This window comes from Variovorax sp. OV329 (assembly GCF_900114785.1).
In the GTDB taxonomy this organism is placed as follows: Bacteria; Pseudomonadota; Gammaproteobacteria; order Burkholderiales; family Burkholderiaceae_C; genus Variovorax.
This window is the reverse complement of record NZ_FOUG01000001.1, coordinates 214,255-227,135: the sequence shown is the minus strand read 5'-3', so window position 1 is coordinate 227,135 and position 12,881 is coordinate 214,255. Positions and strand designations below refer to the sequence as shown.

The 12,881-nt window shown below is 68.9% G+C and carries 15 protein-coding genes; 9 read left to right on the top strand and 6 right to left on the bottom strand.

What is annotated here, in order from left to right; genetic code table 11:
* Positions 1-6: 6 nt before the first annotated feature.
* The 3 genes from BM345_RS01010 to BM345_RS01000 form a co-directional block, all read right to left on the bottom strand.
* Positions 7-384, bottom strand: coding sequence for a cupredoxin domain-containing protein (locus BM345_RS01010; protein WP_093374623.1), 378 nt, complete (start codon positions 382-384; stop codon positions 7-9).
* Positions 381-1,268, bottom strand: a complete 888-nt coding sequence (locus tag BM345_RS01005; protein WP_093374621.1) for a metallophosphoesterase family protein — start codon at positions 1,266-1,268, stop codon at positions 381-383. The genes BM345_RS01010 and BM345_RS01005 overlap by 4 nt, the downstream gene beginning before the upstream one ends.
* Positions 1,269-1,385: 117 nt before the next feature.
* Positions 1,386-1,850, bottom strand: coding sequence for an EVE domain-containing protein (locus tag BM345_RS01000; RefSeq protein ID WP_093374619.1), 465 nt, complete (start codon positions 1,848-1,850; stop codon positions 1,386-1,388).
* 103 nt (positions 1,851-1,953) lie between these two features.
* Between BM345_RS01000 and BM345_RS00995 the strand changes: the two genes are divergently transcribed.
* From BM345_RS00995 to BM345_RS00975, 4 genes are all read left to right on the top strand, one after another.
* Complete coding sequence (locus BM345_RS00995; protein ID WP_093374617.1) at positions 1,954-2,322, top strand: DUF2946 family protein; 369 nt, start codon at positions 1,954-1,956, stop codon at positions 2,320-2,322.
* 82 nt (positions 2,323-2,404) lie between these two features.
* Positions 2,405-3,910, top strand: a complete 1,506-nt coding sequence (locus tag BM345_RS00985) for a hypothetical protein (protein WP_175544857.1) — start codon at positions 2,405-2,407, stop codon at positions 3,908-3,910.
* Between the two features lie 37 nt (positions 3,911-3,947).
* Positions 3,948-4,871 (top strand): metal ABC transporter substrate-binding protein, encoded by a 924-nt coding sequence (locus tag BM345_RS00980; RefSeq protein WP_093374610.1) that lies wholly within the window; start codon positions 3,948-3,950, stop codon positions 4,869-4,871.
* Positions 4,868-5,653, top strand: coding sequence for a metal ABC transporter permease (locus tag BM345_RS00975; protein ID WP_093374608.1), 786 nt, complete (start codon positions 4,868-4,870; stop codon positions 5,651-5,653). The genes BM345_RS00980 and BM345_RS00975 overlap by 4 nt, the downstream gene beginning before the upstream one ends.
* A 13-nt stretch (positions 5,654-5,666) precedes the next feature.
* Here BM345_RS00975 and BM345_RS00970 read toward each other — a convergent pair whose 3' ends face one another.
* Entirely contained in the window at positions 5,667-7,001 is a 1,335-nt protein-coding gene (locus BM345_RS00970; protein WP_093374605.1) for an amidohydrolase, read from the bottom strand.
* Positions 7,002-7,209: 208 nt separating this feature from the next.
* On the opposite strand from BM345_RS00970, the gene BM345_RS00965 reads away from it, so the two are divergent.
* The 3 genes from BM345_RS00965 to BM345_RS00955 are packed head-to-tail and all read left to right on the top strand — an operon-like array spanning position 7,210 to position 9,680.
* Positions 7,210-8,013 (top strand): transglutaminase domain-containing protein, encoded by an 804-nt coding sequence (locus tag BM345_RS00965; protein ID WP_093375244.1) that lies wholly within the window; start codon positions 7,210-7,212, stop codon positions 8,011-8,013.
* A gap of 39 nt (positions 8,014-8,052) precedes the next feature.
* The gene (locus BM345_RS00960; RefSeq protein WP_093374603.1) at positions 8,053-8,475 is read left to right on the top strand and encodes a CopG family transcriptional regulator; all 423 of its coding nucleotides are present in this window, start codon (positions 8,053-8,055) and stop codon (positions 8,473-8,475) included.
* 38 nt (positions 8,476-8,513) lie between these two features.
* Entirely contained in the window at positions 8,514-9,680 is a 1,167-nt protein-coding gene (locus BM345_RS00955) for an extracellular catalytic domain type 1 short-chain-length polyhydroxyalkanoate depolymerase (protein WP_093374601.1), read from the top strand.
* A gap of 63 nt (positions 9,681-9,743) precedes the next feature.
* On the opposite strand, the gene BM345_RS00950 is transcribed toward BM345_RS00955, so the two are convergent.
* A complete protein-coding gene (locus BM345_RS00950) occupies positions 9,744-10,214 on the bottom strand; it encodes a GAF domain-containing protein (RefSeq protein ID WP_093374599.1) in 471 nt (156 codons plus the stop codon).
* 109 nt (positions 10,215-10,323) lie between these two features.
* On the opposite strand from BM345_RS00950, the gene BM345_RS00945 reads away from it, so the two are divergent.
* Together BM345_RS00945 and BM345_RS00940 are read left to right on the top strand one after the other, a co-directional pair.
* Positions 10,324-11,601, top strand: coding sequence for a lytic murein transglycosylase (locus tag BM345_RS00945; protein WP_093374597.1), 1,278 nt, complete (start codon positions 10,324-10,326; stop codon positions 11,599-11,601).
* Positions 11,602-11,644: 43 nt separating this feature from the next.
* Positions 11,645-12,049, top strand: coding sequence for a nuclear transport factor 2 family protein (locus BM345_RS00940; protein ID WP_093374595.1), 405 nt, complete (start codon positions 11,645-11,647; stop codon positions 12,047-12,049).
* On the opposite strand, the gene BM345_RS00935 is transcribed toward BM345_RS00940, so the two are convergent.
* A complete protein-coding gene (locus BM345_RS00935) occupies positions 12,039-12,881 on the bottom strand; it encodes a carbohydrate ABC transporter permease (protein WP_175544878.1) in 843 nt (280 codons plus the stop codon). The genes BM345_RS00940 and BM345_RS00935 overlap by 11 nt on opposite strands.

Sequence of the window (12,881 nt, the reverse complement as noted above, 5' to 3'; positions counted from 1 at the left end):
GGCTGGCTAGGTGACGACGAAGCGGCCGTGCATGGTCTCATGCCCGTCGCCGCAGAAGTTGTCGCACAGGAACTCGATGGTGCCCGGCGCCGACGGCTGCAGCTCGAAGCGCGTGAACTGGCCCGGCACCAGGTCGTAGCGCTTGCCCAGGTCGGGGATGTTCATGCCATGCGCGAAATCCATCCCCTGCACCACCACCTGCACCCGCTCGCCCGCTTTTAGCGGCACCTGTGAGGGCAGGAAGGTGAAGCGCCGCGCGACGATCTCGATGGTGCGCATGCCACTGCCCAGCGCCTGCGGCGCCGCGCCCAGCGCCCAGGCGCCTGCCGCCAGCGCGCCGCAACCCAGCAGCGATCGCCTGCTCCACAGCAGTTTCTTTTTCATGCCGTCACCACCGGCAGTTCGGTGAGCCTGGGCGAGGCGGCCTGGGCCGAGGCCGCCACCTCGCGGAATCCCAGGCCGGCATAGGGCGCGTCCGCATTCCACGGCAGGGGCGTGCGCTGCTCCTGCGAACCCGGCGCCGGCAGCGCGAAGATGAGCGACTTGGCCGAATGGTGGGCGATGTGCCCGGTCATCCGGTGATTCTCCTGGTGGATGTGACCATAGAACACCGTCACGTTCTGGAAAGGCATCAGGATCTCCAGCGCCTGCGCGCCGTCGCGCGTGGCCCAGTCCCACCGGGGCGCCAGGTCGAAGAGCGGCCGGTGCGTGAGCACCACGATGGGCGCGGAGCGATCGCGCGAGGCCAGGTCCGACGTCAGCCAGGCGAGCTGCGCCTCGCCGATGCGCGCGCCGGGGTCGGACACGTTGTCCAGCGCGATGAAGTGCACCCCGCGGTGATCGAAGCTGTAGTAGGTGTCGCCGAACAGCTCCTGGTAGGCGGCGCCGCGGTCCAGCGAGGCATCGTGCTCGCCCGGCATGAAGCGCAGGTTGCGCACCTTCAACTGGTCGGTCAGGCCCTTGAATTCCGCCAGGCGCCGGCGGCGCTCGGCCGGGTCGTCGGTGGTGTGGGTCAGGTCGCCGGTGAAGACGATGAAGTCCGGCGGCTCGGCCAGCGCGTTCACGCTGGCAATCGCCTTGGGCAGGGTGACCCGGGCGTCGGGATTGGCGGGGCCGCTGTAGCCCCAGTGGGTGTCCGAGAGCTGGACGAAGTAGAAATCGCCAGCGCCGGCGGAACCCGCGCCGGTGCTGGCGCAGCCGGACAGGGCACCGGAGAGGACAGCGCCGCCGCCAGCGGCGGCCAGGGCCAGGAAGTCGCGTCGTTGCATGATGGAATGCCTCCGCAGCAAGCCAGGGGTTGAAGGGCGAGCCTTTGCAGAGGCTCATCCAGTACTACCGCCGCGCGTGCGATTTCATTCCATCGCCGGCCAGGCCGGCGCGCCGGCTCAGGCCAGCATGTCGTCCACGATCAGGCTCCAGTGCTTCGGGTCCACCGGCGTGATCGACAGGCGATTGCCCCGGCGCAGCACGACCATGTCGGCCAGCTCGGGCGTGGAGCGCATCTCGGGCAGCGAGAGCAGGCGCGTCTTGCGCAGCGCCTGCACGTCCAGCAGCAGCCAGCGCGGCGACTCCTGCTTGGAATCGGCGTCGTAGTAGGGCGACTTGGCGTCGAACTGCGTCGGGTCGGGCCGCGTGCCCGAGGCCACCCGGGCCACGCCCACCACGCCCGGCTCGGGGCAGCTGGAGTGGTAAAAGAGCACGCCATCGCCCTCCTTCATCTGGTCGCGCATGAAGTTGCGCGCCTGGTAGCTGCGCACCCCCGTCCAGGGCACGGTGGCGTCGCGGGCGGCCAGGGCGTCGTCGATGGAGCATTCGTCGGGCTCGGACTTCATCAGCCAGTACTGGGTCATCGCTGTGTCTCCGGGTCGTGGGGGCGCAAAGCGTAGCAAAAGCGAACCGCCCGTGCCCAGCCCCGCTGCAAGCGGATAAGATTTCGCCCTTCCCGCGCCAGCCATGCCCTCCACCTCCCGCCGTTTCCGCCGCCCCGCGCTGCCACGCCATTTCGCGTGGCTGATGCTGTGGATGGCGCTGATCCTGCCGGTGGCACAGGCGGCGGCCGCCTGCCACGTCTACTCGCACACCAGCGAGCTGGCGGCCGGCAGCGCCGAGATGGGCAAGGCCAAGCACGCGGCCGGTGCGTCGCACTGCGACCTGTGCCTGGCCGGCAGCGTGGTGCACGGCGGTGGCCTGCCTTCGGCCGAGCTGCTGCCCGCCCTTCCCCTTCTTCACCATGCGGCGCCCGCCGCCGCCTTCGAATCGCCCTGGACGCCGCCGCTCGTGCTGGCCTACCAGGGCCGTGCCCCGCCCATCGCCCTGTCTTGACGTTGCCTTTCCGCGCCCGCGCCGCCTTTTCTTTTGCGGCGCGCGGGTGCGTTCCACGACGTGCTTGCCAGGAGCGATATCCATGCACAGAAAAATCATCCCGTTGGGGAGCCTCGCGCTCGCCCTTTCCCTGCCGGCCGGCGCACAGACTGCCGCGGCTCCCTCTTCCGGCGACCTCGACGCCTTGCGCAAGGAAATCGGCGCCATGCGCGCGGACTACGAGTCGCGCATCCAGTCGCTTGAAAAGCGCGTGAAGGATGCCGAGGCCACCGCGGCCAAGGCCCAGTGGTCGGCGCCACCTTCGGCCGTCGCCGCTGGCGCCGCGGCCGCAACTGGCACGGCCTCCACGGCCTCCACGGCTACCCCGGCCACCCCAGCCACCCCGGCGGCTGCATTGCCCGCCCCGGCACCGGCCGCACCCACGCTGGCCAGCGCCGCGCCCGCCCTGTCGGGCGCCGGCTCGGCCAGCAGCTTCAACCCGGCGATCTCGCTGATCCTCTCGGGCGGCTACATCAACACCTCGCGGGACCCGTCCAACTACGCCATCAGCGGCTTCGCCCGCACGCCGGATGCCGAGCAAGGACCCGGCACGCGCAGCTTCAGCCTGGGCGAGACCGAGCTGAGCTTCTCGGCCAGCATCGACCCCTATTTCCGCGGCACTGCCACGCTGGCGGTGACACCGGAGAACGAGGTCGAGGTGGAGGAAGCCTTCGTCGAGACCACCGCGCTGGGCAACGGCATGACGCTCAAGGGCGGCCGCTTCTTCTCGAACATCGGCTACCTCAACCCGCAGCATGCGCACGTGTGGGACTTCGTGGATGCGCCGCTGGCCTACCAGGCCATGCTGGGCAACCAGTACGGCAACGACGGCCTGCAGCTCAAGTGGGTGGCGCCCATCGACCAGTACCTGGAGTTCAACGCCGAGGTCGGCCGTGGCGCGAGCTTCCCGGGCAGCGAGACCGGCAAGAACGGCAACGGCATGTACAGCCTGGGCGTGCACACCGGCGGCGATGTCGGCGTGAGCAACAGCTGGCGCGCGGGCGTGGCGGTGCTGGGCACCAAGGCCAGCGACCAGGCCCTGCTGATGGGCGACGGCGCAGGCGGCGAGTTCACCAACGCCTTCACCGGCAAGTCGCGCGTCTACGTGCTGGACGGCGTGTGGAAGTGGGCGCCCGACGGCAACGCCACCCGCACCAACTTCAAGCTGCAGGGCGAATACCTGCGCGCCCAGCGGGACGGCGACATGGTGGTGGACAGCAGCGGCGCGGCCATTCCCGGCAGCTACAGCGACACCACCTCGGGCTGGTACCTGCAGGGCATCTACCAGTTCATGCCGCGCTGGCGCGTGGGCCTGCGCACCGAGCGGCTGGATGCCGGCACACCCTTCTTCGCCGGCGGTAGCGAACTGGTGGCCAACAGCGGCTACAGCCCGAGCAAGAACTCGCTGATGCTGGAGTACGCGCCCAGCGAGTTCTCGCGCGTCCGCCTGCAGTACGCGCGCGACCTGGCGCGCGAAGGCCAGCCGGACAACCAGATCTGGATCCAGTACCAGATGAGCCTGGGCGCCCACGGCGCGCACGGCTTCTGAATCCCTTCGTCATCCCAGTGAGAAAAGAGGAACGTCCATGAAGCTCCATCGCTCATCCATCGCCGCCTGGCTGGCGGCGCCCCTGCTGTCCCTGCTGCTGGCCGCACCGGCCAGCGCCGCCCTGCGCGTGTTCGCCTGCGAACCCGAGTGGGGCGCGCTCGCGCAGGAACTGGGTGGCGCCCTGGTCGACGTGACCGTGGCAACCACCGCGCTGCAGGACCCGCACCAGATCCAGGCCAAGCCCAGCCTGATCGCACGCACCCGCAATGCCGACCTGGTGCTGTGCACCGGCGCCGAGCTGGAGATCGGCTGGCTGCCGCAGCTGCTGCAGCAGTCCGGCAACCCGAAGGTGCAGGCGGGCCAGCCGGGCAACTTCGCCGCGGCCGATTTCGTGCCCAAGCTGGAGGTGCCCACGCAGTTGGACCGCGCGCAGGGCGACGTGCATGCCGCCGGCAACCCGCACATCCAGACCGACCCGCGCAACATCGCCCGCGTCGCGGCCGCGCTGGGCCCGCGCCTGGCACAGCTCGACCCGGCCAACGCCGCCGAGTACGCCAGGCTGCAGGCCGACTTCGGCAAGCGCTGGCAGGAAGCCTCCGCGCGCTGGGATGCGAAGGCCGCGCCGCTCAAGGGCAGCACGGTGGTGTCGCAGCACAAGGGATTCGCCTACCTGTACGACTGGCTCGGCCTGAAGGAAGTGGCGGTGCTCGAGCCCAAGCCCGGCATCGAGCCCACGGTGTCGCACCTGCAAGGCGTGCAGGCCGCACTCAAGAGCAACCCGGCGCGCATGGTGATCTACGCGGCCTACCAGGATCCGCGGCCTTCGGAATGGCTCAGCAAGAACGCCGGCATGCCGGCGGTGAAGCTGCCCTTCACCGTGGGCGGCAGCGATGGGGCGAAGAACCTCTTCGGCCTCTTCGACGACACGCTGGAACGGCTGCTGGCCGCGGCCAAGCCATGAACTGGCACGCCCTGGACCTGGGCATCCTGGGCCCGGCCATGCTGGCCGGCCTGCTGGTGCTGGCCACGCACGTGCCGCTGGGCGCTCAGGTGCTGGATCGCGGCATCGTGTTCATCGACCTGGCCATCGCGCAGATCGCCGGCCTGGGGGTGATCGCGGCCGATGCCCTGGGCGTGGAGCATGGCGGCGTGGCGGTGCAGTTCGCGGCGGTGGCCGCTGCCCTCGCCGGCGCATGGCTGCTGACCTGGACCGAGAAGCGCGCCGCGCAGCAACAGGAGGCGCTGATCGGCGTGCTCTTCGTGCTGGCCGCCTGCGCCGGCATCCTGATGCTGGCGGGCAACCCGCACGGCGGCGAGCACCTGAAGGACCTGCTGGTCGGCCAGATCCTGTGGGTGGACGGCACGCACCTCGTCTGGCTGGCCGTCGTCTCCGCGCTGCTGCTGGTCGTCATGCGGCTGGGCTGGTCGGCGCGGCTGGGCCGCTTCGGCTTCTACGGCGTGTTCGCGGTGGCGGTGACAGCATCCGTGCAACTGGTGGGTGTGTACCTGGTGTTCTCCAGCCTCATCATCCCGGCGCTGGCCACGCGCGGCCTGCCGCCCGGGGCCAGGCGCAATGCCATCGCGTACCTCGTGGGTGCCCTGGGCTATGCGCTGGGGCTTGCGCTGTCGGCGCTGCTGGACCTGCCCTCGGGCGCGATGATCGTGTGGACGCTGGCGGCCTGCGCCGTGGCCGCCGCCAGCCTGCTGCCCAGCCCCGCGCCGCGGGGCGCCGGCGGGCATTGAGCAAAGGCGCCAGTTACTGGGCCGGTGCCAGCGTGGTCAGCAAGGCCACGCTCATCGCTTCCACGCTGGTCTTGATCGAGGGCTCGGGCACCGGTGCGAAGAAGGGCGAGTGGTTGAAAGGGATGGGCTTGCCGCCCGGCTTGCGCGAGGCCTCCCAGTCCTTGGGCGACACGGTGCCGACGAAGAACATCATGCCCGGCACGCCGGCATTGAGGAACTCCGAGAAGTCCTCGCTGGCGGTGATGGGCGGCACCTCCGTCACGTTCTTGTCGCCCAGCGCGGCCTTGAGCGCCGTGGCCGTGCGATTCACTACCTGTGCGTCGTTCACGATAGCCGCGCCGCCCGGCACCAGCTCCACCGTCGGCTCGGGCGCGCCGCCCATCGCGGCCGCCGCATTGGCGGTGCGGCGGATGCCGGCCAGCAGCTTCTCGCGCACCTCGGGCTTGTAGGAGCGCACGGTGCCGCGAAGCACCACGGTATCGGGAATGATGTTGCCCACCGTGCCGCCCTGGATCGCGCCCACGGTGACGACGCCGAACTCGGCCGGGTCCTTCTCGCGGCTCACCACCGTCTGCACGTCGGTGACGAAGCGCGCAGCGATGGTGATGGGGTCGATGGTCTTGTCGGGCGCAGAGCCGTGGCCGCCGCGGCCCTTGAAGGTGATCTCCATGCCGTCGGAGTTGGAAGACGTCGGGCCGGCACGGTAGCCCACCGTGCCGAAGGGCGATGCCGAGGTGTGCAGCGCGAAGGCGAAGTCGGGCTTGCCGAAGCGCTTGAAGAAGCCGTCGTCGATCATCGCCTTGGCGCCGTTCACGGTTTCCTCGGCCGGCTGCGCGACGAACATCAGCGTGCCCTTCCACTGGTCCTTCATCGCCAGCAGCGTGCGCGCGGTGCCCACCCAGGCGGCCATGTGCACGTCATGTCCGCAGCTGTGGGCCACGAAGGTCTCGCGGCCGTTGGACATGGCCTTGGCCTTGCTCGCGTACGGCAGGCCGGTCTTTTCTTCCATGGGCAGCGCATCGAGTTCGGTGCGCACCAGCACCGTGGGGCCGGCGCCGTTCTTGTAGATGCCCACCACGCCGGTGCCACCCACCTTCTCGGTCACCTCGAAGCCCAGCTTCTTCATCTCCTCGGCCATCCTGGCGGCGGTGCGGACTTCCTGGAAGCCGATCTCCGGATGTGCATGCAGGTCCTTGTAGAGCGCCTCCAGCGAGGGGTACATGCCCGAGACGATCGGGGCCACCTGCGCGTGCAGCGGCGAGGCGCTTTGGGCGATGGCACCCACGGACAAGCCGAGAACGGCGCAGGCCACGGCGCAGCGGCGGAAGAAAAGCAGGTTCAAAGGCATTCGAAAGTGTCCTTCGCGAGTTGTGACGACGTCGAGAGTGTATGTACCCCGGGTGCGCCGATGCGCCGGTGCGGGTGTGTCCTTCACATGCATGCGCTCCAGGCCGACGTCCCTGCGATGGATGCGCGCAGCACACTGCCTGGCCCCCTGCTTTCCAAAGACTTGATTTCCAGGAGATTCAACAGTGCGCCTCCAAGTGATCCATCAGATGCGCATCAAGAACGAAGCGCCCTGTCCTGCCGTGGCCATGCTGCGGCCCAGAAGCGGTTTGGCACAGTGGATGGTGCGTGAGGAATACATGCTCGACCCATGGGTGCCCACCGTCGAGTACACGGACGTGTATGGCAACCTCTGCCAGCGCCTGACCGTGCCGGCCGGCGGCATGCGCATCGACGTCGAGGTCGTCATGGACACCGAAGACGCCCTGGCCGTGGACCCGGATGCTCGCGCCACGCCGGTCGAAGAGCTCCCCGATGCCGCGCTGGTCTACCTGCTGCCCAGCCGGTATTGCCCCAGCGACCGGATGGAGGAAAAGGCCAAGGCCATCGCCCACATGCATGCGCCGGGCTATGCGCAAGTCGAAGCGATCCGCCGCTGGATCCACGAGCAGTTGCGCTACGAATACGGCGTGAGCGACTCCGCCACCGATGCGATGCAGACACTGGAGGCAGGCGCGGGGGTCTGCCGTGACTTTGCCCATGTGGGCATTGCGCTCACCCGCGCACTGCGAATTCCAGCGCGCATGGTGGCGGGCTATCTGCATGGACTGGAGCCGATGGACATGCATGCCTGGTTCGAGGCCTTTGTGGGAGGACGCTGGTACACCTTCGACGCGACCCAGGCCAGCCCGCGGGGCGGGCGCATCGTGGTCGGATACGGCCGGGACGCCGCCGACGTTGCGTTCATGAGCAACTACGGCCCGATGGACATAGAGGACATGACGGTCTCCGTAGAGAAGTTGCCCGCAACAGGCAGAGGACCTTCGTCGAAAGCGAAAACCGCGCGGGAATAAAACGATTGACCATCCACTTGGATGGTAATAGGATGGCGCATGCCGAAGAAAAGCGCCACCCTCCTAGCCTCCGCCAAACCGGCGGACGAAAAGATCACCATCAACGTCGGTTGCGTGGACCTGGGCCAGATCGACCTGCTGGTCCAGGAAGGCTTCTATTCGAATCGCTCGGACCTGATTCGCACCGCCATCCGCACCCATCTCGCCACGCAAGCGGAGGTGGTGCGCCAGACGGTTGCGCGCAAGTCCCTGGTTCTGGGCATCCAGCACTTCGGTGCAGCCGATCTCGAAGCCGTCAGGGCGGCCCGCGAAAAGCTGCAGATCCGCGTCCTCGGCCTGGCGGTGATCGGGCCGGAGGTGTCCCCCGGCTTGGCCGCCGAGACGATCGAGTCCGTCACGGTGCTGGGCGCCTTTCACGCCAGCGCAGCGGTGAAGGCGGCGCTGGCAGGCCGCATCGGCTAAATCCGCAAGCACGACACAACACAACTCAGGGAACTCATATGAACATCGACCTTGCATCCTTGACCGCGGCCCTCGGCCAGGTGCGCAGCGGCAATCTGCGCGGGGCCACATCGACCATCCAGGCAGCGCTGGGCTCGCGCAAAGGCGCCCCCGCGTCATTTGCCAGCGCCGCATCCGCCGGCCAGGCAGCGCCCGCATCCCGGACAAGTCCCGGCGATGTGATCGACGTGACCGCGCGATTTCTCACGCCCGAGGCAAGCGACTCGTCATCAACCGAGCCAGCCGCAAGGGCCGAAGAGCGCAGCGCTCGTGCCGAACCCCCGGCTACCGGGCGATTCCTTGCCGACAGCTACAGCGACGGGCGGGATCGGCGCGACTACAAGCTCTTCGTTCCGCCCCAGGCCGGCGACCGGCCGCTGCCGCTGGTGGTGATGCTCCATGGCTGCACCCAGGATCCCGACGACTTCGCGGCCGGGACCGGCATGAACGAGCTGGCCCAGGCCCAGGGCTTCTATGTCCTGTATCCGGCGCAATCGCGCCAGGCCAATCCACAGGGCTGCTGGAACTGGTTCAAGCATTCGCACCAGCAGCGCGGCCGCGGGGAGCCGGCCTTGCTGGCCGCGATGACGCGCGATGTCATGCAGCACCACCGCATCGACGCGCAGCGCGTGTTCGTGGCTGGCCTTTCCGCCGGTGGAGCGATGGCCGCCATCCTGGGCGAGACGCATCCGGATCTTTACGCTGCCGTGGGCGTGCATTCGGGACTGGCCGCGGGCAGCGCGCTGGACCTGCCTTCTGCACTGTCTGCAATGCGCGGAGCCGGCCAGCACCCGGCTGGCGCACCCACCGGCGTGCCGACGATCGTCTTCCACGGGGACGCGGACGCGACCGTGCACCAGCGCAACGGCGAACACGTCATCCGTGCCTGCGTCGACGCCACCGCAACGGTCGAGATCACCGCCGTGAACGCCGCCGGAACGCGCAGCGCCACGCGTGCGATCCATCGAGGCGCGGACGGCGCCATCCTGGCGGAACGCTGGACGATTCACGGCGCCCCCCATGCCTGGTCGGGCGGCCGGGCGGCCGGCAGCTACACCGACAGCCGCGGGCCGGATGCCAGCGCGGAACTGATCCGCTTCTTCCTCGAACACCCGCACCCCGCCGACCGTGGGACTGCGCGCGCGCCGTGGCAGAACTGCGCCTGAGGCAAGTTCACTCGCTTCGGATTGCGGCCTGGAAGCGCCACCCCAACGCGACGCTCCCAGCCGCTATTGGCTGGCCTCGTCGATCAGCCGCGCGGCGGTGCGCGCAGCCACTTCCAGGCGCTTGATGTCGCGCTGCGAAATGCCTTCCAGCCGCTGGAAGCTGAAGCCGCACAGGAAACCGTAGAGGCGGCCGCTCGCCAGGTACACCGGCACCCCTACGTGCGTGCCCAGGCCGTCGTACACCGGCGGCAGGTCCAGCGCCTGCCGCTGCGAAGTGACGTCGATGATCAGGCGCGCTGCCCGTCCCTCGAGGATGCGCTGGCACAGCGTCTCCTCCAGAGGCTGGGACTGGCCCACCTCGATGACGCAGGGCTCGCTGGCGGCGCTGATCTGGCGGAAGTAGCGCCGGCCCTCGAGCGCTTCGCCCAGGAAGACGACTTCCAGGCCGAACTGCTCGCGCACGAGCAGCAGGAGTGCAGCGATTGCGCGCTCGATGTGATCGCCATTGGGTGAGCGGGAGATGTAACTCTGCATCGTCTTGATGATCGTTCCTTGTCTTGAAGAGTAAGTGACCTGCAGTGTGGCCGGCAAGAGAGACACTGTCCCACGTCAGACATCGGCGTGCAGAGGCGAAAATCGCGGCATGCACCGCGCCCTTCCCCTGTCCGCACTGCTTGCCGCCCTGCTCTTGGCCGGCTGCGCCACCACCGACCTCAGCGCGCCGCCTGCAACCACGCCGCCGCCCGCCACCTCCGCCCAACCGCCGGCCGCAGGCACCACGCCCGCACAGGCTGCCGAGCAGCAGCAGCGCTTCGCGCAATGGCTCGCCGGCTTCAAGGATTCGGCCCGCGCCGCCGGCATCAACGACGGCACGCTGCGCGCGCTCGATGGGGCGCAGTACCTGCCCCGCGTGGTCGAGCTGGACCGCGCCCAGCCGGAGTTCACGCGGGCGCCCTGGCAGTACCTGGACAACACCGTCTCGCCCCAGCGCGTCGCGCAAGGCCAGCAGATGCTGCAGCAGTGGCGCGCACCCCTGGATGCCGCGGCCGCGCGCTACGGCGTGCCACCCGAGATCGTTGTGGCCATCTGGGGCATGGAGAGCAACTACGGCGGCAACTACGGCAACACCCCCACGCTGAGCGCGTTGGCCACGCTGGGCTTCGACGGCCGGCGCGAAGCCTGGGCGCGCGGCGAACTGCTGGCAGCACTGAAGATCATCCAGGCCGGGGACATCGACGCGGCCCACATGATCGGCTCGTGGGCGGGCGCGATGGGCCAGACGCAGTTCATGCCCTCGGCATTCGCCAGCTATGCGGTCGATGGCGACGGCGATGGCCGGCGCGACATCTGGGGCAGCATGCCGGACGTGATCGCCTCCACGGCGAACTTCCTCGCCCGATCGGGCTGGCAGGCCGGCCAGGCGTGGGGGGCGGAGGTGCGCCTGCCGCAGGGCTTCGACTACGGCCGCGCCGACCCGGGCATCCGCCAGTCCAGCGCGCAGTGGGAAGCCGAGGGCGTGCGCAGCTTCGACGGGCAGGCCCTGCCACCGCTGGCCGAGGCCTCCCTCTTCCTGCCCGCAGGTGCGCGCGGCCCGGCCTTCGTCATCGGCCCCAACTTCCGCGCCATCCTGCGCTACAACAACTCGACCAACTACGCGCTCGCGGTGGGCCTGCTTGCGCAGCGCATCGCCGGCGGGCCGGGCGTGCAGGCGCCGTGGCCACGCGAGCTGGCGCCCCTGTCTCGCTCGCAGGTTCGCGAGATGCAGGAGGCGTTGAACGCCGGCGGCTTCGATGCCGGCACGCCCGATGGGGTGATGGGCCCGGCCACGCGCTCCGCCGTGCGCCGCTTCCAGCAGAAGCTGGGCCTGCCGGCCGACGGCTATCCCAGCGTGGAACTGCTGGACCGGCTGCGCGCGCCCTGAGGGCGTGCTAAGTTTCGCGGCCCTTCCTCCTGGAGCCGTGCGCATGACTTCTGCCTCCGAACACCCCCTGCAGGTCTACGCCCGCGCCTGGGCCGAAGGCGACCTGCGCGCCATGTTCGCGATGTACCACGACGACGTGGTGTTCCGTTATTTCGGCACGCATCCGCTGGCGGGCGTGCATCGTGGCAAGACCGCGGCCATGGCGGCCATGAAGGACTTCAGCCTGCGCACGCAGCGCCAGCTGGTGCGGCTGGTGGACGTGATGGAGGGCCAGGACTGCGGCGCCATCGTCTCGCGCGAGTCCTTCGCCCAGGGCGGCACGCGTTTGGAGGTGGAGCGCATGCTGCGCTACCGCCTGCAGGACGGCAAGATCATCGAATGCTGGGTCTACGACGAGGACCAGCGCCTCGTCGACTCGCTGGTGGCGCAGGCGCCGCCTACTCCTTGACCGACCCGGTCAGCCCCGACACGTAGTACTCCACGAAGAAGGAGTACACGAAGGCCACCGGCAGCGAGCCCATCAGCGCGCCGGCCATGAGCGGACCCCAGTGGTAGACGTCGCCCTCCACCAGTTCGGTGACCACGCCCACCGGCACCGTCTTGTTCTCCGACGAGGAGATGAAGGTGAGCGCGTAGATGAACTCGTTCCACGACAGCGTGAAGGCGAAGATGCCCGCCGAGATCAACCCCGGCACCGCCAGCGGCAGCACGATCTTGATGAGGATCTGCCAGCGCGTGGCCCCGTCGATGAGCGCGCATTCCTCCAGCTCGAAGGGAATGGAGCGGAAGTAGCTCATCAGCAGCCAGGTGGCGAAGGGAATGAGGAAGGTCGGATAGGTGAGGATCAGCGCCCAGCGCGAGTCGAACAGCCCCAGGTTCACCACGATGGCCGCCAGCGGGATGAAGAGGATCGAGGGCGGCACCAGGTAGGCCAGGAAGATGGCCCCGCCCGAAGGCTTGGCGCCCGAGAAGCGCAGCCGCTCGATCGCATAGGCCGCCAGCACCGAGCAGGCCAGCGAGATGAAGGTGGACACCACGGACACCACGATGGTGTTCCATAGCCACGAGGGGTATTCGGTGTGGAAGAACAGCTTCTGGAAATGCGCCACGGTGGGCCCGATGATCCAGAAGGGATTGCCCTCACGGGACAGCAGTTCGGCATCGGGCTTGAGCGATGTGACGCCCATCCAGTAGAACGGGAACAGCAGCACGAAGATGAAGATGCCCAGCGGGATGTACAGCGTCACCCAGCGCCGCGGCATCGAGGTGAGGTAGTCCAT